Source organism: Arthrobacter sp. AB6 (assembly GCF_031844545.1).
Classification (GTDB): domain Bacteria; phylum Actinomycetota; class Actinomycetes; order Actinomycetales; family Micrococcaceae; genus Arthrobacter.
Map to the genome: position 1 here is coordinate 54725 of NZ_JAUZVL010000005.1, position 20057 is coordinate 74781.

A 20057-nucleotide genomic window follows, 5' to 3' on the forward strand; every position below is an offset into this window, starting at 1 on the left:
CTAAATGGCGGGGCCTTGGACAACATGCGTTTCTGAAGCCGCCCCGGCAGGAGAAAGCAGAAACCCGGGCAGGATGGATTCCCGCCCGGGCTTCTTGTTGCGCCTTGGTTATGCCGGCGGGTTATCCGAAGCGGCCGGAGACGTAGTCCTCCGTGGCCTTCTGGGTGGGGTTGCTGAAGATGGTGTGCGTGTCTCCGACCTCGATCAGCTTGCCGGGTTTTCCGGTGCCTGCAATGTTGAAGAAAGCGGTCCGGTCCGAGACGCGGGCTGCCTGCTGCATGTTGTGCGTCACGATCACCACCGTGTACTGGTCCTTGAGCTCATTGATGAGGTCCTCGATGGCCAGGGTGGAGATGGGGTCCAGCGCCGAACACGGCTCGTCCATGAGGATCACCTGCGGCTCCACGGCGATGGCACGGGCGATGCACAGGCGCTGCTGCTGCCCGCCGGAAAGGCCCGAGCCCGGCTTCTCCAGGCGGTCCTTAACCTCGTTCCACAGGTTTGCGCCCTTCAGCGAGCGCTCCACCAGGACGTCGGCCTCGCCCTTGGAGATCTTCTTGTTGTTCAGCTTCACGCCTGCCAGCACATTGTCCCGGATGGACATGGTGGGGAACGGATTGGGCCGCTGGAACACCATGCCGATCTGCGAGCGGACAGTCACGGGGTCAACGCCCGGGCCGTACAGGTTGTCGCCGTCGAGCAGGACCTCGCCCTCCACGCGCGCGCCGGGAAGGACCTCGTGCATGCGGTTCAGGGTTCGCAGGAAGGTGGACTTTCCGCAGCCCGAGGGTCCGATGAACGCGGTGACGGACTTGGCCTCGATGTTGATGGTGACGTCCTCCACGGCGAGGAAATCGCCGTAGTACACGTTCAGGTCCTTGACGTCGATGCGCTTAGACATGGTGTTCCTTCACTAACTGGGTATGAATTGAAGTCTAGGTTCCGGCGGGAAGGACCGGAAGGGACGGTGGCCTGAAAACAGTCAGCGGCCCGTCTTGGGGGCGAAGACCCGGGCGATCAGCCGGGCGCCGAGGTTGAGGACCATCACCAGGATGATCAGCACCAGGGCCGCCCCCCAGGCGCGCTGGGAAGACGGGTCCGGGTTGGCCGGCGATGTGGGGTTCAGGATCTGGGTGTAGATGAACGTGGGCAGCGAAGCCATCCAGCCGCTGAACACGTTGGAGTTGATGCTGGTGGCGAACCCCGCGGTAACCAGGATGGGTGCCGTCTCACCGATGACGCGGGCGATCGCCAGGGTGACGCCCGAGGCAATACCGGAGATCGCCGTCGGGATGACAACCTTGACGATGGTCCGCCACTTGCGCACGCCCAGGGCGTACGCGGCTTCACGCAGTTCGTTCGGAACGATCTTCAGCATCTCCTCGCTGGAACGCACCACCACGGGGATCATGAGCACGGAAAGCGCGACGGCGGCAACGGCGCCGGTTTTGGTGCCGGGGCCCACAACGGCGAAGAAGAAGGCCGCCGCAAAGAGGCCCGCCACGATGGACGGAATGCCGGTCATGACGTCAACGAAGAACGTGATGGCGCGGGCCAGCCGGCCGTCGTTGCCGTACTCCACCAAATAGATGGCAGTCAGCAGGCCCACCGGCACCGAAATGACCGTGGCCAGGATGGTGATCTGGATGGTGCCGATCAGCGCGTGGTAGATACCGCCCAGGACCGGGGCGCCTTCCTCCACTGCCCGGTTGTCGTAGACACCGGTGACCCCGTTCATGGACCTTGCCAGGAATCCCGGGTTGAGGAGTCCGGGAACACCGTTGACCAGGACAGTCCAGATCACTGAAATGAGCGGCAGAAGGGCGATGAGGAAGGACCCCACCACCAGGCAGGTGGCCAGCTTGTCCTTTGCCTTGCGGGAGCCTTCCACGGCTGCACTCCAGGACACCAGCCCGATGGCAAACAGCAACGCCGAGACGATGCCCCAGCCGACGGGGTTGAAGCCCACCAGGGCCATGATGGCAGCACCCAGGATCAGCGCAGCGGCAAGGACGACGTATGGCGCATACTTGGGCAACTGGCCTTTGGTAAGTGCCGAACGCTTGCTGCGCACAGGGGTAAGCGTGGAGGTCATTTAGTTGGCTCCCGAGAATTCTTTGTGCCGGGTGATGATCCAGCGCGCGATCATGTTCACGGCCAGGGTGATGACGAAGAGGACCAGGCCGGCAGCGATGAGGGTGCTGACCTTGAGGCCGCTGGCCTCCGGAAAGTTCAGGGCGATTTCCGCGGCGATGGTCTGGTTGCCGGACTGGATCAGGCTGGCGGTGAGTGCGCCGGAGGACAGCACCAGGGCAACGGCCATGGTCTCGCCGAGTGCACGGCCCAGGCCCAGCATGACGGCGCTGATGATGCCCGGCCGGGCAAACGGCAGGACGGACATCTTGATCATTTCCCAACGCGTGGCGCCCAGGGCGAGCGCAGCTTCCTCATGCAGCTTGGGGGTCTGGAGGAAGATCTCGCGGGACAGGGAGGTGATGATAGGGAGGACCATCACAGACAGGACGATGCCGGCGGTCAGGATGGTCTTTCCTGTTGCGGAAGCCGGACCCTGGAAGATCGGCAGCCAGCCCATGTTGGCGGCCAGCCAGTTGTAGGCGGGCGAGATTTCCCTCGCCAGGAAGGCCGCGCCCCAGGCGCCGTAGATGACGGACGGGATGGCGGCCAGCAGGTCCACCACGTAGCCCAGGCCGGAAGCGAGTCCGCGGGGGGCGAAGTGCGAGATGAACAGTGCGACGCCGATGGCGATGGGTGTGGCAATGACCAGGGCGATGACCGCAGCGATGAGCGTGCCGATCACGATAGGCCAGATGTAGGCGAAGAAGCCGGCGCCGCCCTGGATTTTGTCGGCCGGGGCGGTCAGCGCGGGGATTGCCTGGACAACCAGGAAGAGTGCGACGCCGAAGAGGACGGCAAGAATGAGGCAGCCAGCGGCCAGCGCGGCGCCCGAGAAGATTTTGTCCCCGGCGCGCCCGGCGCTCTGGGTACTTGTCAGGGGGGTGGCGGTCATTCGACGGCCCTTCGGTCGGTAGCTGATTCAGGAAAGATGCGTTGCCCAATGCCAAGTTCCCCGCACTGCCTTTCGGCAGGCGGGGAACCCGGTTTCAGAGCGGCTTATTAGGACTTAACCTTGATGGAGTCGATAGCCGCTGCTGCCTTCTCTGCAAGGGTAGAGGAAAGCGGGGCCGACTTGGCGGAATCCGCGGCGGCCTGCTGGCCTTCCTCGGACACTACGTAGTTTTCGAAGGCCTTGACCAGGTCAACGGTTTCCTGCTTGTCGTAGGTGCTGCAGACCACGTGGTAGGAAACCAGCACCACCGGGTAGGCACCCGATGCGGTGGTCTTGCGGTCCAGCTTGATGGCGACGTCATTGGTTGAACGGCCTTCAACGGCCTTGCCTGCCTCGACGGCCTTGGCTGCGGCGTCGGAGGAGATCTTGACGAACTCGTTGCCCACCTTGATGGAGGCGGTGCCGAGCTTGCCGCCCACAGCTGAGTCGTCAGCGTAGGTCACGGCGCCGGGGGTGTCGGTGACGGTCTTGACTACACCGGAGGTGCCCTTGGCGTTTTCGCCCTGCAGGGTGGCAGGCCACACGCCGGAGGACTTGTCCGTCCAGACCTCGGGTGCTGCGGAGGCCAGGTAGTCGGTGAAGTTGGTGGTGGTGCCGGAGTCATCCGAACGGTTTACCGGGGTGACCTTGAGGTCCGGCAGGTTGACGCCCTCGTTCAGGGCGGCGATGGCGGGATCGTTCCACTTGGCGATTTCGCCGCGGAAAATCTTGGCAACCGTGGTTGCGTCCAGCTTCAGGTCCGTGATTCCGGGGAGGTTGAAGGCCACGGCGATCGGGGAGATGTAGACCGGGATGTTGATGGCGCCGTCGGGACCGCATACAGCCTTGGAGGCCTCGAGCTCTTCGTCCTTGAGGTAGGCATCCGAACCGGCGAACTGGGCCGAGCCGTCAATGATGGCCTTGCGGCCCGCACCGGAGCCGTCCGGGGAGTACTGCACGGTGGCGCCCTGGTTTGCGGAGGCGAAGCCTGCCTTCCACGCGTCCATGGCTGCGCCTGTGGAGGATGCGCCGATGCCGGTCAGGGTGCCGGTGACCTTGGGGCCTGCAGAAGTCTGGTTGCCGGTGGGCGAGGTGTTCGTGGCGTTGTCTGAACCGCAGGAGGTAAGCGCGAGAGCGCCGGCTGCGATAACAGCGATAGCCGCGTGGCGGCCGAAGCGGAGTGCCTTCACTAGATGTACCCCTTCCAGGGTTTTTTCAGTTGCGGTCAGGGACGGAGAACCCTGCTGCGCGATGCGTACTTTTTGTACCTTCATCGAAGTTAGGGTCCGCAGGTAACGGGATGGGCTGCCCAAGGTTAACGGAGGATTAACGGCGGCGGGATATTCGTTTACAAATGCCCGGTCACCATTGCGCAGATCACATGTTCCACCGTAAGGCGCTGCGCACCGGAAATAAAACGGGGCGGGCAGCAAATACACTGGACGGCATGGCTCCCGCAGCAGGACTCTCAGCAGGCAGGCGGTTCCTGCGCGGGCGCTTCCGCACAGGCCTGATCCGCAGCCGGAACTCCCTGCTCCCTGCGGTCCAGATGACCGTGTGCGCCGTGGGAGCGTACGCTTTCGCGGAGTATGTGCTGGGACATTCCGGCCCCCTGTTCGCGGCCACGTCCTCCCTTATTGCCCTCGGTTTCTCCCGGGAGCCGCGGTTGCGGCGGGTGGTGGAGGTTGGCCTGGGCTGCACCATCGGCATTGCGGTGGGCGACCTGCTCCTTCACTGGCTGGGCCCCGGGATCTGGCAGGCCGCCGTCGTCCTTCTTTTCTCCATCCTGCTGGCCCGCTTCCTGGACAGCGGCAATATCTTCACCACCCAGCTGGGGCTGCAGTCGCTGCTGGTTGTCCTGCTCCCCGCACCGGCCGGCGGGCCGTTCACGCGGAGCATCGACGCCGTGGTGGGCGGGCTGTTCGCCCTGCTGGTAACCATCCTCGTCCCCAAGGATCCGCGCCGCGAACCCCGCAAGGACGTGAAGAAACTCCTCCACGAGCTTGCCGAGGTGCTGCGCGAGTGCGCAAACGCCCTGGACAACAGCGATTCCACCCAGGCCTGGCACGCCCTGATCCGGGGAAGGAACTGCCAGCCGCTGGTGGACGCCATGCGCCAGTCGCTGCGCACCTCCGGAGAGGTGGCCAGGCTGGCGCCCGCCTACCGAAGGCACCGGGACGAACTGGACCAGCTGCAACAGTCGCTGGACTTCATCGACCTGGCGCTCCGGAACAGCCGCGTCTTCGCGCGGCGGCTGACCAGCGCCATCAACCATGCGGCGCTTTCGGATGAAGCCACGGAGAACATCGCGGAGGTCCTGCAGGAAACCGCTGCCGCCATTGACGAGCTTTCGCTCGGCTTGGCGGAAACGCACGACGGCGTCCGCCGCGCCCACATGCGCACCGCCCGCCGGGACCTCAGCGAGATCGCCCTGCGCCTGCACCCCAAGCTCCTGGAAGTGCAGCGGCTGGAGGGCGAAACGGTGGTGATGCTGTACCGGCCGCTGATGGTGGACCTGCTGGAGGCCACGGGCATGGACGCGCGCGAGGCCCGGGACGTGCTGCCCGCGCTGTAGCGCCCCGGTGGCCCTATTTGGCCGGGGGACGGGCCTGCAATGCTGCGTCCTGCAGCCGCAGGTCGTCGGCCATCCGGGCGACGTGCAGGGTCAGGTAGGTCACCTCGTCCTCAGTCAGCGGCTCGCCGAGCCGCAGTTCCAGGACGGCCTGCAGCTTGAGGGCGGTGCCGAAGGCATCGGGGTAGGCCTGCCGGATGGCAGAGCCCAGCCCCGTTGCCCCTTCGGCCAGTTGCCGGCCGGTGTGGGCGCGGACGAAAAAGTAGCGCAGATGGGTGATGAAGCGGGCAGCGTTGACGGTTTCCCGGTCAAAGGCCCGCCCATAGGCCTGCTCCAGGACCTCAAAGAGCTGCGCGAAGACGCCGGTCATCTGATACGTGTAGGACAGGTCCCCGCTGGCAAAGCCCGCGTTCACCAAGTGCAGTGCCACTGCCACTGCCTCGTCGCCGGGCAACGGGTCCTCCAGCCGGGCGTTCACGAAATCCACGATCTGCTGCGCCATCCGCAGCTCGTCCGGATAAAGGTGGGCCACTTCGGCCCGCAGCGGGTACTCGATGTTCAGGCCCTGCCGCAGCCGCTTGATGGCGAAGCTCAGGTGGTCCGCAAGCGCCACCACGGTGGTGGAGTTCAGCGGCCCGTCCATCCCGCCGCGGGCGATTTCCAGTGCCTGGTCGGCTAGGGCCAGGTGTTCGGGCGGGATGGCCGCCACTAGTGAACCAAAGTTGTCCGCGTTGCGGCCATCCTCCGGGACGAACACCCGCACCACCTTGGCTTCGTCCACCTTCCGGCCGGGTTTGGCCTGGAAACCGAGGCCCCGGCCGGTGAGGATGACCTCTCCCCCATTGGCGGCGCGGGCGAGGACGACGTTGTTGTTGAAAACGCGCAAGACTTCCACGTCGTCCTCCTTTCGTCGTTGAGCGGTTACTTCTTCAGGCTGGCGCCATTGGTGGCAATGACTTCCTTGTACCAACCGTAGGACTTCTTGGGGTAGCGCTCCATGGAGCCGGTACCGTCGTCATTCCTGTCCACGTAGATGAAACCGTACCGCTTGCTCATCTGCGCGGTGGAGGCACTCACCAGGTCGATGCATCCCCAGGAGGTGTAGCCCATCAGCCGGACCCCGTCTTCAACCGCCTCGCGGGCCTGCACCAGGTGGTCGTTGAGGTAGCCGATGCGGTAATCGTCAAGGACGGTCTGTGCGCCGTTCACCTCGACCAGCTGGTCCTTGGCGCCCACGCCGTTCTCCACGATGAAGAGCGGCTTCTGCCAGCGGTCCCAGTAGTCGTTGAGGGCAACCCGCAGGCCCTGCGGATCGATCTGCCAACCCCACTCGGAAGCCGTGAGCGTGGGGTTGGGGACGCCGCCCATGATGTTGCCGGGGCCCTTGGTCTTCCTGGCCGGATCGGCGGTCTCGCAGATGCTCATGTAGTAGCTGAAGGAGACAAAATCCACCGTGTTCTTCAGGTCCTCGCGGTCCTGGGCCGTGATGGCCAGCTCGATCCCGTTGTCGCGGAAGTACCGCAGCAGGTAGCCGGGGTACTCGCCACGGCAGTGGATGTCGCCGAACGCGTAGCTGTCCTGCGCGGTGTGCATGGCCGCCACGACGTCGGAGGGGTCCGGGGTCAGCGGGTAGGTGGGCAGCGCAATGATCATGCAGCCCACCTGCGCACCCGGCATCAGCTGGTGCGCCAGCCTGGTTGCCCGGGCGGACGCCACCAGCTCATGGTGGATCGCCTGGTAGAGGTCCTGCTTGGTGAGCTGTTCCTTGGGCGTGGGGATGCCGCCGGAAAGGAACGGCTCGTGGATCACGGAGTTGATCTCGTTGAACGTGAGCCAGTACTTCACCCGGCCGCCGAAGTGCTCGAACAGGGCGCGGCAGTAACGTTCGTAGAAGCCGATCAGTTCGCGGTTGGTCCAGCCGTTGTACTTCCGGGCCAGGTGGAGCGGGGTCTCGTAGTGGCTGATGGTCACCAGCGGCTCGATGCCGTGCTTTTCGAGTTCGTCCAGGATCCGGGAGTAGTAGGCCAGTCCCTCTGCGTTGGGGGTTTCCTCGTCACCGAGCGGAAAGATCCGGCTCCACGCGATGGAAAAGCGGAACACCTTGAAACCCATGTCGGCGAAGAGGGCGATGTCCTCCTCGTAGCGGTGGTAGAAGTCGATTGCCACCTGCTTGAGGTTCTCCGGCGTCGGACCCTCCGTAGGTGTCTCGGTGATGCCCTTGGGCATCACGTCCTGGATGGACAGGCCTTTTCCGCCTTCGTCATAGGCGCCTTCGATCTGGTTGGCGGCGGTGGCGCCGCCCCAAAGGAAGCCGTCGGGGAAAGTGGTGGTCACAAAAATCATTCCTTCATCGGTAGGACTGGAAAGTGGAGCCAGGATCCGGGCGTCAGGCCTGGACGGTGATGGCGGTGTCGCCCTGGGCGAACGTCCCGCCGGTCACCGGTTCAACGCTGCCGAGCTGGGCAGTGTTGGTAACCATCACCAGCGTGGTGGTGTCGTAGCCGGCCTCCCTGACGACGTCGAGGTCGACGACGGCGAGCAGGTCACCGGCGCAGACCTGCTGGCCGCGGGTGACGGCGGAATCAAAACCGCGGCCCTGCAGCTGGACGGTGTCGATGCCGATGTGGACCAGGACCTCGACGCCGTCCTCCGATTTGATGCCGAAGGCGTGGCCGGTCTTCATGGCCGCTTTGATGGAGCCCGAAATGGGTGCGCAGATGCGGCCGTCGGCCGGGATGATGCCCAGGCCCTTGCCCATGGCACCGGACGCAAACACCTTGTCCTGGACGTCTGCCAAAGCCACGGCCTGCCCGGCGACTGGTGCCAGGACGTTCACAGTGCCGGTGGAGGCGGCCGCGGTGCCGGAAGGCGCAGAAGCGGGGACGGGCGCAGCTGCCGCCTCCGTCTCCGCAGGGGTTTCCGGAACGGACGTGCCGGCGTCGGACGCTGCTTCCTCACGCGGCCCGAAGAAGAAGGTCAGGCTGAAGGCGATGGCGACGGCGGTGCCGGTGCCCAGCAGCTGCAGTGCGAAGTTGCCCACCTGGCTGAAGGCCGGCAGTCCGAGGAGGGAGGGGAACACGAACGCCGAAGCGCCGCTGCCGCCGGCGGCTGCTATGGCGCCGCCCGCCACGCCGCCGGCAATGCCGAAGTAGAAGGGCTTCTTCAGGGGCAGGTTGACGCCGTAGATGGCGGGTTCGGTGATGCCGGCGAGGAAGCCGGACAGTGCCGCGGGTCCGGCAACGGTGCGGCGGGCCTTGTTGCGGGTCCGGAACATAACGGCGAGCGTCGCGGCAGCCTGGCCCAGCACTGCGGCGAGCAGCGGACCGAGAAGCAGTGAGTAGCCCTGGGTGGCGATTTCATTCAGCATGCCCGGAACCAGGCCCCAGTGCAGGCCGAACAGGACGAAGACCTGCCAGAAGCCGCCCATGACGGCGCCCGCGAGCCACGGCGCAAAGGTGAAGGCCGCGTTGATCCCGGCGGACAGGCCCTGCGCGGCGAACGTGGTGACGGGACCGACAGTGAGGAGGACCAGCGGCACCATGACCAGGAGCGTCAGCAGCGGCGTGGTGAAGTTCCGGATGGCGGACGGCAGCACGCGCGTCAGGAAACGCTCCGCATAGCCTTGGAGCCAGACCGCCACGATGATCGGCAGGACCGAGCTGGTGTAATTCATCATCACCATGGGGATGCCGGCGAAGTTGACCGGTTCCGGCTGGGCCGCAAGCGCCACGATGCTCGGGTAGACCAGCGCCCCGGCGATGGCCATGGAGGTGAACTGGTTGGTCTTGAACCGCTTCGCGGCGGTGACCGCCAGGAAGATCGGCAGGAAGTAGAAAAGCGCATCCGCGGTTGCTGCCAGGATCACGTTGGTCTGCGAGGCGGGATCCAGCCATCCGAACTGGGTGGCCATGCTCAGGAACGCCTTGAGCAGGCCGGCTGCAGCCAGCGGCCAGATGACCGGCGAGAAGATGGAGGAAATCAGGTCGATGAAGCGGTTGAAGAGGTTGCCGTGCTGGACGGGTTCATCGCTGCCCGCGTCGTCACCGGTGAGCTTGGTGATCTTGCCCAGTTCGGCATAGACCGTGGGGACGTTGTTGCCGATGACCACCTGGAACTGGCCGCCGGCCTTCATCACGGTGATGACGCCGGGCAGCTTCTCGATGGCCGCCTGGTCCGCCTGGGAATCGTCCCGCAGCTTGAGCCGGAGCCTGGTTGCGCAGTGGGTGGCGCTGGTGATGTTCTTTTCGCCGCCCACCCCCTGCAGGATATCTCCGGCCAGCGACCGGTAGTCCACAGTTGCCATGTCAGACCTCTCTGTCTATTTTTGGGCACAAAAAAAGACCCGAGACGCACGTAGTGTGCTTCTCAGGTCTTGCCCCGTTTCCGAGTAACAATCCTGTAGGCGAAATTGCCTTCGACGTTCGACTATACAGGCGGCTCGAGTTCCGGGCAAGTGCTTTCCCGGCCGGAGTTGGTGTCCCTGCCGCAGGGCGGCGGCCTGGAATGTCGGAGCCCGCCGCTAGGGTTGGACGCATGGCTACGAAGACTTCCCGGGCATCCAAGGCGCCCGCCTACAAGTGCGCCGAGTGCGGCTGGACCACGGTCAAATGGGTTGGCCGCTGCGGCGAGTGCCAGGCGTGGGGCACCGTTGAGGAAACCGGCACCGCCGTGGCGCGTACGACGGCGGCCACAACAGTCCTTGAGCCCGCCCGCCGGATTGCCGAGGTGGACGCCACCACGGCCGCGTTCCTGCCCACGGGCGTTGATGAACTGGACCGGGTGCTGGGCGGCGGCCTGGTTCCGGGCGCCGTCATCCTGCTGGCCGGGGAGCCCGGCGTCGGAAAGTCCACGCTGCTGCTGGACGTGGCCGCCAAGTTCGCCCGGACGGCCCAGGACGTGCTGTACGTGACCGGGGAGGAATCCGCGGCGCAGGTGAAGCTCCGCGCGGAGCGGATCGACGCCGTGGCTGAATCGCTCTATCTCTCCGCGGAAACGGACCTGGGCCAGGCGCTGGGGCAGGTGGAGAAGATCGAGCCGCGGCTCCTGATCGTGGACTCGGTGCAGACCCTCAGCAGCGCCGATGTTGACGGCAGCGCCGGAGGCGTGTCCCAGGTCCGGGAGGTTGCCGCGTCCATCATTGCCGCGGCGAAGCGCCGGAACATGACAACCCTGCTGGTGGGACATGTGACCAAGGACGGCTCCATCGCCGGGCCGCGGTTGCTGGAGCACCTGGTGGATGTGGTGTGCCAGTTCGAGGGCGAACGCCATTCCCGGCTGCGGATGCTGCGCGCGGTCAAGAACCGTTACGGGCCCACCGACGACGTCGGCTGCTTCGACCTGAACGAGAACGGCATTGAAGGCCTCGCCGATCCCAGCGGGCTTTTTGTCAGCCGCACCAAGGACCCGGTTTCCGGAACCTGCATCACCGTGACCATGGAAGGCCGGCGGCCCCTGCTGGCCGAGGTTCAGTCACTGCTCGCGGAAAGTCCCAACTCGCAGCCCCGCCGGGCCACCAGCGGGCTGGACAGTTCGCGGGTTTCCATGCTGCTCGCCGTGCTGCAGCAGCGCGCGGGAACACTCCTGCACAAGGACGACTCCTACGTGGCCACGGTGGGCGGGGTGAAGCTCAGCGAACCTGCCACGGACCTTGCCATTGCCCTGGCCGTGGCCTCGGCCAAGGCCCGCAAACCGCTGCCCATCCGGCTCATTGCCTTTGGAGAAGTGGGCCTGGCCGGCGAGGTCCGTCCGGTTCCGGGCATCAACCAGCGCATCCAGGAGGCCCACCGCCTCGGGTTTACGCACGCCGTGGTCCCCGCGAGCCATGCGGGGCCCGGCCCCATACCGGCCGGTTTTTCAGTGCGCGAAGTTGAACACCTGACCGAGGCCCTGAGCCTGCTGATCGGGTAGCTATCCGTGCTGCGGCAAGGAATCGGGGTCGTCCCGGTGAACATTGAAAAGCCACCCCGACACGTCGCTGCGCAGCACCAGCAGCGGCCCGCCCGTGGCAGTGACGTTTCCGGTGGGTACGTAGTAGCCGCGGCCGGAGCCCGGCCCGCCAGCTGCCCGGTCCAGGGCATCCACCAGGTGCCGCGGCAAGTGGCCCTGCGGACCAAGGCTGCGAAGCTCTTCAAGTTCTTCCGGCGTAAGCCGACCCAAAACCTCAGCGATACTGGCCATGACGGGTCCCTTCGAGCAGAGTGCCTGAAGGAATAACCTAAACCAGGGCCGTGAACTGCAGGTTAACGTTGGACGGCATCTTCTGTTCGTTATGGAACATCCATCCCCGGGAGGACAAATGCCCGTTACGAGTGCAGGAATCCTGCTGTACAGGCAGGCGGCCCCGGGCCTGCTGGAGGTGTGGATTGCCCACATGGGCGGCCCGTTCTGGGCCCGCAAGGACGCGCAGGCCTGGTCCGTCCCCAAGGGTGAATACTCCGCAGGCGAGGACCCGCTGGACGCGGCCCTGCGCGAGTTCGCAGAGGAGATGGGAACTCCCGCGCCCGCTGCGGACTACCGGCTACTCGGCGAGTTCAAACAGCCCTCGGGCAAACTCATCACGGTATTTGCAGCCGAGCATGACTTCCAACCGGAAGGGATCGTCAGCAACACCTTTCCGCTGGAGTGGCCCAAAGGTTCAGGCCGCATCCAGCAATACCCGGAAATCGACGATGCCCGCTGGTTCCCGGAAGTTGAAGCCAGGCTCAAGCTGGTGAAGGGCCAACTGCCGGTCCTTGAGGCCCTGGTGAAGCTCGTCCGCGCGCAGGCCTAAGGCCTGCCCTGCCTCTTCCGATGGCTGCGCTTCGGACACCCGCTACTGGTCTCTGCACCTGCGAGCGCCAGGGTGCGTATTGCGCCGGACAAGTCCGTTTTGCAGGGCCTAAGCGCCAGTGATCACCAGGGCAACGCTGTGCCCGCCGAAACCGAAGGCGTTCACCAGCCCGGCCGGAGGAGTTCCGGGCTGGAGCTGGCGGACTTCTTCGGTGACCACGTTTAGGTCCACCTCGGGGTCCTGCGCCTCAACGTTCAGTGTCCCGGGCAGCATCCCGGTGCGCAGGGCTTCCACCACCACGACGGCGGCCAGCGCCCCCGCGCCGCCGAGCAGGTGCCCGGTGTGCCCCTTGGTGGACGTGACCGGGATCGCGCCGCCGAAGATGGCGTTGATGGCCTGGCCCTCGAGCCTGTCCCCGACGGGCGTGGACGTGGCATGCGCGTGGACGAAGCCGATGTCCCCGGCGGTCATGCCGGCGGACTCAAGCGCCTTCTGCATCACCCGCCGCTGCATGGCAGGATCGGCCGCCACGATGTCATTCGCGTCGGACGTGACCGCTCCCCCGGCCACTGCCCCCAGCACCACTGCGCCGCGGGCGCGCGCGTGCTCTTCGCTCTCCAGCACCACCACGCCGGCGCCCTCCGCGAGCACAAACCCGTCCCGGCCGCCGTCGAACGGGCGCGATGCCCGCTGCGGGTCGTCGTTGCGGGTGGACAGTGCGCGGATCTGGGAGAAGCCGGTGACCACAAGGTCGTTGACCGAGGCGTCAACGCCGCCGGCAATAACGACGTCGGCAGCGCCTGAGCGGATCATCTCGGCTGCCTGGACAATCGCCTCAGCCCCGGAGGCACACGCGCTGACCGGCGTCCGGGCGCCGCCCCTGGCGCCGAGGTCGATGGACACCCAGGCGGCCGGGCCGTTGACCATAAGCCGGGTGAGGGTGTGCGGCGAAACCTTGCGCGGGCCCGACGCCGCCAGCGTCCGGTCCTGCTCCAGGGTGGAGCCAAGCCCGCCGTACGCCGAGCCGATCACCACGGCGAAGCGCTCGGGATCAACCCCCGGTGCGCCCGCCTGTTTCCAGGCCTCGCGCGCCGCGATGAGCGCCAGCTGCCCGCAGCGGTCCATGCGCTTCATTTCGCGGGTGCTGAGGTGCGCGGAAAGATCAGCGGTGACCTGTCCTGCCATCTTCACCGGCAGCTGTTCGGCCCACGCATCCTCAAGCGGCGCGATCCCGGATTTTCCGGCCACAAGGCCGGCCCAGGTTTCGGGCACGGACGAGCCGACCGGGTTGATGGTGCCGACGCCGGTGACCAGCGCGCGGGGCTGTTTTGCACCGGCTTGAACTGCGTTCATGGTTCGCTACTTTGCTGGGTTGTGCGTGCCGATGGGCACGAGGGTGAGGTCCGGGTGGTTCTTTTCAATGCGGCGGAGCGCCCAGACGTCGTTGAACAGGGCCAGGTATTCGCCGTCGGACCGCAAAAGCACCTCGGCGCCCGGGACGTTGGCCAGGGCAGGCATGGCGTCCGCCGTCGAAATTCGAGCCAGGGAGTAGGGCAGGCGTTCCAGGCGCATGGGCGCGCTGAAGTCGTGCGCCATGCGGTCCTCCACCACTTCGAACTGCATGGGGCCGACGGCGGCAAGCACCGGAGCCTGGTCGCCGCGGACGTCGGAACGGAGCACCTGGATGACGCCCTCGTGTTCGAGCTGCTCGATGCCGCGGCGGAACTGCTTGAACTTGCTGGGGTCCTTGGAGCGCGCCACCTGGAAATGCTCGGGGGCGAACAGCGGGATGGCCGGGTATTCCACCGGGCCCTCGAGGAACAGGCTGTCCCCCACCCGCAGGGATGAAGCGTTGACAAGGCCGACGACGTCCCCGGGGTATGCCTCGTCGATCACTTCACGTTCGCGGCCGAACACCTGCTGGGCGTACTTGGTGGCGAAGGACTTGCCGGTGCGGGTCTGGGTGACCACCATGCCGCGCTCGAAGACGCCGGAGCAGACGCGGATGAAGGCTACGTGGTCCCGGTGGGCCTTGTTCATGCCGGCCTGGACCTTGAAGACGAAGCCGGAGAACGGGGACTCGACCGGCCTGGGATTGCCCTCGATGTCCGGGCGGGGGGCTGCCGGCGGGGCGAAGTCCACCAGCGCGTCCAGCAGTTCCTTGACGCCGAAGTTCAGCGCGGCGGAGCTGAACAGGATGGGGGTTGCCTTGCCGGCGTGGAAGCTTTCGACGTCGAACTCCAAATTCGATTCGATGACCAGGCCGGCCTCGTCCACGGCGTTGGACCAGTTGCTGCCCTGGCTTTCCGCAGCTTCCTCAGGACTGAAGTACTCGGTGATGGCGATCTGCGCGCCGGCGTTGTTGCGCTGGAACCGGGCGAACCGGTCATTGCGGAGGTCCCAGACGCCGCGGAAGTCGCCGGAGATGCCGACTGCCCACGTGAGCGGCATGGGCTGCAGGCCGGTGCGCTCGGTGATTTCGTCCATCAGGGCCAGCGCGTCCAGGCCGGGCCGGTCCCATTTGTTGATGACGGTGACGATGGGCAGGTTCCGCTGCTTGCAGACTTCGAACAGCTTCATGGTCTGGGTTTCCAGGCCCTTCGCGGCATCCACGAGCATGACGGCGCAGTCGACGGCGGCCAGCACGCGGTAGGTGTCCTCGGAGAAGTCCGCGTGGCCCGGGGTATCCAGGAGGTTGATGACGGTGTCCCGGTAGGAGAACTGCAGCGCCGCGGAGCTGATGGAGATGCCGCGGTCCTTCTCCATCTGCATCCAGTCGGAGACGGTTTCCTTGCGGTTGGCCTTGCCGCTGGAGGCACCGGCGGTGCCGATCACCTTCGCGTGCAGGGCCAGCGCTTCGGTGAGCGTGGACTTGCCGGCGTCGGGGTGCGAAATGACAGCGAAGGTCCGGCGACGGCCCGCCTCTTTGTGGATACCGGAGATCCGGGCGGGGGTCAGGACATCTTGGGACACGGTGCTACTTTCGCTGCGGTGGGACTGCCCGGGCGCTGCCTCGCGGGGCACTGAGGCGGTGGGGCCGGGGAAACGGGGCTGGCAAACAGCCAAGTTCCAGTTTATCGCAGGGCGGCAAACCGGCGGCGGCGGCGCTTAACGCCCGCGAAACGGCACGTTCAAGGCCGCGAAATGACGCCCGGCTAGCGTGACCGCATGAACACCAACGACAACCCGGCGCACGGATGCCCCCTGCGCCGCATGGCAAGGATCTGAGCGGCTGTGCAGGGTCTCTCCTTTTCCGGCAACCTGTTCTTCGATCCCCTGGCCACCGGCTTGGCCCCTGCCCGGATGCAGGATCCGGATTCGCGCGGGAACGCAGTGCAGCGCCCCCGCCGCGGAACCCAGAGTCCGGCCGAGCAGAAGGCCCTCCGGGCGGCGTCCCTTTCGAAGGTCAGCAAGGACCTGGAGCGGATGCTGCGGGAACGGATGAGCTGACCTTCGTTAGGGACTTCAGGCTTCCGGCGCCCGGGGCCGGGCTGGACTTGACTTATGCGGGAAGGGGATCCAGCAATCCTGCTCCTCGGCTACGTGGAGATAGCTGAAGCAACCGGCCAGGACGCCGGCCGCCAAAGTACCCGCTCAAGCACCCGCCGCCGAACGCTTTCCAAGCCGTTGCGCGGCACCCCCTAATGGGGCACTTTGGGGCTTGGCTGTGCGGAAGAGGGTGTTCCTTACCCCTATCATTGAGCTTGCGGGAAACAGAGCACTTTCTGGTCCTGCCGGCAACCTGCTGAAGCCGGCATTCTTGCGGGCGGCGGCCTGCACCTTTGAAGGGAACACCTATGGCGCGGAGCCCCGAAGAATCACTCAGGGCCACCCTGGGCAGAGTGGCGCCCGGCACTCCCCTTCGCGACGGCCTTGAGCGGATCCTGCGGGGACGGACCGGCGCGCTCATCGTCCTGGGCTCGGACCGGACCATCGACTCCATCTGCTCCGGCGGCTTCGATATCGGCATTGATTTCTCCCCTACACGGCTCCGCGAACTCGCCAAAATGGACGGCGCCATCATTTGCGACAAGGACGCCGGCAACATCCTGCGCGCCGCCGTCCAGCTGGTCCCGGATTCCAGCATCGAGACCCAGGAGTCCGGCACCCGGCACCGCACAGCCGAACGAGTAGCCATCCAGACCGGCGTGCCCGTCATCTCCGTCAGCCAGTCCATGCAGATCATCGCCCTCTACGTCAACGGCCTGCGCCATGTCCTCGAGGGCTCGGAGAAAGTCCTGGCACGCGCCAACCAGGCACTGGCCACCCTGGAGCGCTACCGCTCGCGCCTGGACCAGGTCACCAGCTCGCTCTCCGCCCTGGAAATCGAAGCCATGGTCACCGTGCGGGACGTGGCCGTCACCCTGCAGCGCCAGGAAATGGTCCGCCGAATCTCCGAGGAAATCGCCCAGTACGTGCTGGAGCTCGGCGAGGACGGCAGGCTCCTGTCCCTTCAGCTGGATGAACTCACGGTGGGCCGCGGCCCCGGCAGCGACGTGATCATCCGCGACTACGGTTCCCCGGACGCCACCCCCGAAGACATCGAAAAAGCCGTCAGCGCCCTGGTCAACCTCGGCCCCACGGAATTGATCGACCTCGGAAAGATTTCCGGAATCGTGGGGTTTGCGGGCGGCGAAGCCAACCTCGATGCCGTTGTGCAGCCCCGCGGCTACCGGCTGCTGTCAGGGCTGAAGGCAGTTCCCAAGGCTGTTGCGGACCGCCTTGTTGACCACTTCGGCGGGCTGCAGTTCCTGATGGCGGCCACGATTGATGACCTGATGACGGTGGACGGCATCGGCGACCAGCGCGCCCGCACCGTCCGTGAAGGCCTCAGCCGGATGGCGGAAGCTAGCCTGCTGGACCGCTTCCTCTGACAACCGCCATCGAGTGCTCCGCAGTTGTCGTTTTGGAGGCTCAAAAGGACAACTGCGGAGCACTCGATGCTAAAGCAGCTGGAAAACGGCTTTGGGGCTGGCCTTGGAGCCGAGTTTCGCCGTGAAGATGTAGTACGCCCCGCCGCCGCCCGGTTTGGCTTCGACAGGCTGGCAGCCCTCCACGCTCCGGTTGCGCGACCACGGGAAATTGGCGGTCTCGCTGGCACCGGGCGCGATCACCTTCAGCAGGTCCTCGCTCTTTGCCTGGCAGTCGCGGGAGGAAAAGATCCGGTCCGCGCCGCTGGTCACGAGGAACTCCATCTGCGATGTGCCGATGTTCACCTCACACGGCATGGTGCCGCCGTTGGTCACCTTGAGCGTGAGCATCGGATTCTGCTCCGGCCCGTAGGCCGCCTTGTCCGTGGAGGCTGAAACCGTCACCAGGTTCTGGTTGCATGTTGGACTGGCCGATGGCGTTGGCGTCGCGGCAGGTTCCGTGGCGGAGGGGGAAGGTGACTCCCCGGCGGCAGGACCGGCGGATGCCGTGGCTCCGGCTGCGGGGTCTGTGGAGGAAGCCTGCTCCGACCTGCCGCTGAATGCACCGGCAACCGCGAATCCAGTCACCAGCGCGATGACCAACAGCAGCGCCCCGCCCACAAACAGCCGACGGCGGCGGTAAACCGCCGCGCTTGGCCTGCGGACGGCAGTGGACCCGGATGCCGGTGCCCCGCCGCGTGTTGATGAATTGCCTTGCCTGCCCATACTTCTAGGCTAGGGAACTGCACCGCTTCTGCTAACCACCACGCCGCCGCGCCGCCAACGTTCTGGTCACATCCTGTTTTCGGCCTGTCCGAACACATCCATTACAGTGTTGGCATCGACACTGTATCCTTCGCTGCCGCCTTTTCCGCCGCCTCCGGCCGCCCCGCCGGAGGCGTGGCAGAACTCAACACGCTGCACGATCGCATCAACGGCTGGTTCGCCGAAACCGCCCGTGATCTGCCGTGGCGTGAGCCCGGCTGCTCCCCCTGGGGAATCCTGGTCAGCGAGATCATGCTGCAGCAGACGCCCGTGGTGCGGGTGCTGCCTGTCTGGCAAGAGTGGTTGGGCCGCTGGCCCACCCCGGCAGGCCTCGCCGGAGAACCTGCCGGGGAGGCCGTCCGCTCCTGGGGCCGGCTCGGGTATCCCCGCCGCGCGCTTCGGCTGCATGCGGCGGCAACGGCCATAACGCAGGACCATAACGGCAAGGTCCCGGACACCTACACGGACCTGCTGGCCCTTCCCGGTGTGGGCAGCTACACCGCTGCCGCTGTTGCTGCCTTCGCGTACGGGCGGAGGGAAACCGTGGTGGACACCAACATTCGGCGGGTGCATGCCCGGCTGGTCTCCGGCACAGCCCTCCCGGCCCCGGCCCTCACGGCGGCGGAGATGCGCCTTGCTGCTTCGCTCCTGCCGGCCGCGGACCATTCTTCAGTCCGGTGGAACGCGGCCGTCATGGAACTGGGGGCGCTCGTGTGCACGGCGCGGACCCCCAAATGCGCCGCCTGCCCGGTCAACGATCTCTGTGCCTGGCGGGCGGCAGGTGAGCCGCCGCCGTCGTACGTCCCCAAGGGCCAGGCCTGGCACGGGACGGACCGCCAGGTCCGGGGCGCCGTGGTGGCTGTGCTGCGGCTGGCGGAGGCTCCGGTGCCTGCGGAGATGTTTTATCGGGAACCCGCCGACCTGGGTTTCGCACCGGCGGGGATGGGCGTCCCGCTCGCGGCCCTGCACAGGCTTAATTCCGCTCCGGAGCAGCTGGAGCGGGCGCTGGCAGGGTTGCTCGCGGACGGACTGGCGGAGATGCACGACGGCGGCTACCGGCTTCCTGCCTAAGCGCACCACTTTCCGGGGCTCGGCGAACGGCGGCCGTTCAGGGACTCGCCGCGCCATGGTCTCCTTTTGGCAGTCAGCGCCGCCCCGGAAATAACAATGCGGGCATCAGTTGGCCCCGGCGCGGGGCAGCGCAGCCGCCCGCGCCTACGCTGAAAGTATGCGCAAGCATGGGCTGCTCTTGGCACTGTTGACGACGGCGGGACTCGCCACGGCTTGCGGGCCGAGCCCCGGCGCCGCCCCGTGCCCTGCCATCGCCCAGGCCACTGCCGTTTCGGTAACCGTGCCGGCAAGCTACGCCCCGCAGGTTGCAGCCCTCCACTTGAAGGCCTGCCAGGACGGCACCTGCAAGGAGGATAACGTGGAGCTCCGGCCCGGAAGCGCGTCGATCGACCAAGGCTGCACCAATGGCGTCTGCTCGGCCACGGCTTCCCCCGACGGCACGAAACTTGCCACGCTGTTCCTGGGCGCCCTGACCGAATCGCCGATGACGGTGACCGCTGCCGGAACGGGCCCGGACGGTGTTGCGCTGCCGGTGCATACGCTGGAATTCCGCCCGCGGGGTGAGTATCCGTTTGGGGAGCAGTGCGGCCGGTTCATTACGGCGTCACTGGTGCTGGATGCCGAAGGGCTACACCAGAGCGACTGACTCCCGGACGGCTGATCCTTCGAAAGGGCCCTGGTGAGAACGGCCCTTAGAACAGTGCCGGCTGGCCGAAGGCGTTGCCGCCAGCCGCCGCGGGTGCCGGCTCCTGGGCAGGAGTGCCGGGCCGCCACTCAAACCCCAGCTCGGCCAGCAGTTCCTCGACGGATGTCTGCCCGTCCAGTACTTCGATATCCGCGGAACTGTCTTCGAGCTGGGGCATTTCCATGGCATCGAGCATATTGCCAGGACCGGCCGTGACC

The 20057-nt window shown here is 66.2% G+C and carries 20 protein-coding genes; 8 read left to right on the forward strand and 12 right to left on the reverse strand.

The window, feature by feature from the left end:
• Nucleotides 1-121 precede the first annotated feature (121 nt).
• The 4 genes from pstB to pstS all read right to left on the reverse strand — a co-directional run bounded on the left by pstB (nt 122) and on the right by pstS (nt 4257).
• A complete protein-coding gene (gene pstB / locus Q9R30_RS05530; RefSeq protein ID WP_009357830.1) occupies nt 122-901 on the reverse strand; it encodes a phosphate ABC transporter ATP-binding protein PstB in 780 nt (259 codons plus the stop codon).
• Between the two features lie 81 nt (nt 902-982).
• Nucleotides 983-2095 carry a phosphate ABC transporter permease PstA gene (gene pstA, locus Q9R30_RS05535; RefSeq protein WP_311217001.1) on the reverse strand — a complete coding sequence of 371 codons (1113 nt, stop codon included), beginning with the start codon at nt 2093-2095 and terminating at the stop codon, nt 983-985.
• Nucleotides 2096-3028, reverse strand: coding sequence for a phosphate ABC transporter permease subunit PstC (gene pstC / locus Q9R30_RS05540; RefSeq protein WP_104996494.1), 933 nt, complete (start codon nt 3026-3028; stop codon nt 2096-2098). It lies immediately after the preceding gene.
• A 107-nt stretch (nt 3029-3135) separates the two neighbouring features.
• Nucleotides 3136-4257, reverse strand: a complete 1122-nt coding sequence (gene pstS, locus Q9R30_RS05545) for a phosphate ABC transporter substrate-binding protein PstS (protein WP_104996493.1) — start codon at nt 4255-4257, stop codon at nt 3136-3138.
• Between the two features lie 257 nt (nt 4258-4514).
• Between pstS and Q9R30_RS05550 the strand changes: the two genes are divergently transcribed.
• The gene (locus tag Q9R30_RS05550) at nt 4515-5642 is read left to right on the forward strand and encodes an FUSC family protein (protein WP_311217002.1); all 1128 of its coding nucleotides are present in this window, start codon (nt 4515-4517) and stop codon (nt 5640-5642) included.
• A gap of 13 nt (nt 5643-5655) precedes the next feature.
• Here the strand turns inward: Q9R30_RS05550 and Q9R30_RS05555 are convergent, their stop codons facing one another.
• Genes Q9R30_RS05555 through Q9R30_RS05565 form a run of 3 tightly spaced genes read right to left on the reverse strand, consistent with a single transcriptional unit; the run spans nt 5656 to nt 9942 of the window.
• On the reverse strand, nt 5656-6534 hold the full coding sequence (locus Q9R30_RS05555) for a PRD domain-containing protein (protein WP_104996491.1): 879 nt from the start codon (nt 6532-6534) through the stop codon (nt 5656-5658).
• 26 nt (nt 6535-6560) lie between these two features.
• Nucleotides 6561-7982, reverse strand: a complete 1422-nt coding sequence (locus tag Q9R30_RS05560) for a glycoside hydrolase family 1 protein (protein WP_396136696.1) — start codon at nt 7980-7982, stop codon at nt 6561-6563.
• A 43-nt stretch (nt 7983-8025) separates the two neighbouring features.
• Nucleotides 8026-9942: a beta-glucoside-specific PTS transporter subunit IIABC gene (locus Q9R30_RS05565; RefSeq protein ID WP_311217004.1), complete on the reverse strand. Its 1917-nt coding sequence runs from the start codon at nt 9940-9942 to the stop codon at nt 8026-8028.
• 230 nt (nt 9943-10172) lie between these two features.
• Between Q9R30_RS05565 and radA the strand changes: the two genes are divergently transcribed.
• Nucleotides 10173-11546 carry a DNA repair protein RadA gene (gene radA, locus Q9R30_RS05570; RefSeq protein ID WP_157239683.1) on the forward strand — a complete coding sequence of 458 codons (1374 nt, stop codon included), beginning with the start codon at nt 10173-10175 and terminating at the stop codon, nt 11544-11546.
• On the opposite strand, the gene Q9R30_RS05575 is transcribed toward radA, so the two are convergent.
• Nucleotides 11547-11816, reverse strand: coding sequence for a hypothetical protein (locus Q9R30_RS05575; RefSeq protein WP_104996487.1), 270 nt, complete (start codon nt 11814-11816; stop codon nt 11547-11549).
• A gap of 118 nt (nt 11817-11934) precedes the next feature.
• On the opposite strand from Q9R30_RS05575, the gene Q9R30_RS05580 reads away from it, so the two are divergent.
• Complete coding sequence (locus tag Q9R30_RS05580; protein WP_104996486.1) at nt 11935-12408, forward strand: NUDIX domain-containing protein; 474 nt, start codon at nt 11935-11937, stop codon at nt 12406-12408.
• A gap of 108 nt (nt 12409-12516) precedes the next feature.
• On the opposite strand, the gene Q9R30_RS05585 is transcribed toward Q9R30_RS05580, so the two are convergent.
• Nucleotides 12517-13761: a beta-ketoacyl-[acyl-carrier-protein] synthase family protein gene (locus Q9R30_RS05585; protein WP_311217005.1), complete on the reverse strand. Its 1245-nt coding sequence runs from the start codon at nt 13759-13761 to the stop codon at nt 12517-12519.
• A 6-nt stretch (nt 13762-13767) separates the two neighbouring features.
• Nucleotides 13768-15381 carry a peptide chain release factor 3 gene (locus tag Q9R30_RS05590; RefSeq protein WP_311217006.1) on the reverse strand — a complete coding sequence of 538 codons (1614 nt, stop codon included), beginning with the start codon at nt 15379-15381 and terminating at the stop codon, nt 13768-13770.
• 261 nt (nt 15382-15642) lie between these two features.
• Here Q9R30_RS05590 and Q9R30_RS05595 point away from each other — a divergent pair, with 261 nt between their 5' ends.
• The 3 genes from Q9R30_RS05595 (at nt 15643) to disA (ending at nt 17282) form a co-directional block, all read left to right on the forward strand.
• Nucleotides 15643-15858 (forward strand): hypothetical protein, encoded by a 216-nt coding sequence (locus Q9R30_RS05595; RefSeq protein ID WP_104996483.1) that lies wholly within the window; start codon nt 15643-15645, stop codon nt 15856-15858.
• A 54-nt stretch (nt 15859-15912) separates the two neighbouring features.
• Entirely contained in the window at nt 15913-16053 is a 141-nt protein-coding gene (locus Q9R30_RS05600) for a hypothetical protein (RefSeq protein ID WP_311217007.1), read from the forward strand.
• Nucleotides 16054-16205: 152 nt separating this feature from the next.
• Complete coding sequence (gene disA / locus Q9R30_RS05605) at nt 16206-17282, forward strand: DNA integrity scanning diadenylate cyclase DisA (RefSeq protein ID WP_104996482.1); 1077 nt, start codon at nt 16206-16208, stop codon at nt 17280-17282.
• Between the two features lie 69 nt (nt 17283-17351).
• Here disA and Q9R30_RS05610 read toward each other — a convergent pair whose 3' ends face one another.
• Complete coding sequence (locus tag Q9R30_RS05610) at nt 17352-18044, reverse strand: hypothetical protein (protein ID WP_311217008.1); 693 nt, start codon at nt 18042-18044, stop codon at nt 17352-17354.
• A 174-nt stretch (nt 18045-18218) separates the two neighbouring features.
• Between Q9R30_RS05610 and Q9R30_RS05615 the strand changes: the two genes are divergently transcribed.
• Nucleotides 18219-19154, forward strand: a complete 936-nt coding sequence (locus Q9R30_RS05615) for an A/G-specific adenine glycosylase (protein WP_396136697.1) — start codon at nt 18219-18221, stop codon at nt 19152-19154.
• Nucleotides 19155-19311: 157 nt separating this feature from the next.
• A complete protein-coding gene (locus tag Q9R30_RS05620) occupies nt 19312-19800 on the forward strand; it encodes a hypothetical protein (RefSeq protein ID WP_311217009.1) in 489 nt (162 codons plus the stop codon).
• A gap of 46 nt (nt 19801-19846) precedes the next feature.
• Here the strand turns inward: Q9R30_RS05620 and Q9R30_RS05625 are convergent, their stop codons facing one another.
• Entirely contained in the window at nt 19847-20023 is a 177-nt protein-coding gene (locus tag Q9R30_RS05625; RefSeq protein ID WP_158677165.1) for a hypothetical protein, read from the reverse strand.
• Between the last annotated feature and the right edge of the window lie 34 nt (nt 20024-20057).

Coding starts and splice junctions, on each gene's coding strand:
- pstB (WP_009357830.1), bottom strand. CDS start 901: ATGTCTAAGCGCATCGACGTCAAGGACCTGAACGTGTACTACGGCGAT.
- pstA (WP_311217001.1), bottom strand. CDS start 2,095: ATGACCTCCACGCTTACCCCTGTGCGCAGCAAGCGTTCGGCACTTACC.
- pstC (WP_104996494.1), bottom strand. CDS start 3,028: ATGACCGCCACCCCCCTGACAAGTACCCAGAGCGCCGGGCGCGCCGGG.
- Q9R30_RS05550 (WP_311217002.1), top strand. CDS start 4,515: ATGGCTCCCGCAGCAGGACTCTCAGCAGGCAGGCGGTTCCTGCGCGGG.
- Q9R30_RS05560 (WP_396136696.1), bottom strand. CDS start 7,982: ATGATTTTTGTGACCACCACTTTCCCCGACGGCTTCCTTTGGGGCGGC.
- Q9R30_RS05565 (WP_311217004.1), bottom strand. CDS start 9,942: ATGGCAACTGTGGACTACCGGTCGCTGGCCGGAGATATCCTGCAGGGG.
- radA (WP_157239683.1), top strand. CDS start 10,173: ATGGCTACGAAGACTTCCCGGGCATCCAAGGCGCCCGCCTACAAGTGC.
- Q9R30_RS05575 (WP_104996487.1), bottom strand. CDS start 11,816: ATGGCCAGTATCGCTGAGGTTTTGGGTCGGCTTACGCCGGAAGAACTT.
- Q9R30_RS05580 (WP_104996486.1), top strand. CDS start 11,935: ATGCCCGTTACGAGTGCAGGAATCCTGCTGTACAGGCAGGCGGCCCCG.
- Q9R30_RS05585 (WP_311217005.1), bottom strand. CDS start 13,761: ATGAACGCAGTTCAAGCCGGTGCAAAACAGCCCCGCGCGCTGGTCACC.
- Q9R30_RS05600 (WP_311217007.1), top strand. CDS start 15,913: ATGCGGGAAGGGGATCCAGCAATCCTGCTCCTCGGCTACGTGGAGATA.
- disA (WP_104996482.1), top strand. CDS start 16,206: ATGGCGCGGAGCCCCGAAGAATCACTCAGGGCCACCCTGGGCAGAGTG.
- Q9R30_RS05610 (WP_311217008.1), bottom strand. CDS start 18,044: ATGGGCAGGCAAGGCAATTCATCAACACGCGGCGGGGCACCGGCATCC.
- Q9R30_RS05620 (WP_311217009.1), top strand. CDS start 19,312: ATGCGCAAGCATGGGCTGCTCTTGGCACTGTTGACGACGGCGGGACTC.
- Q9R30_RS05625 (WP_158677165.1), bottom strand. CDS start 20,023: ATGGAAATGCCCCAGCTCGAAGACAGTTCCGCGGATATCGAAGTACTG.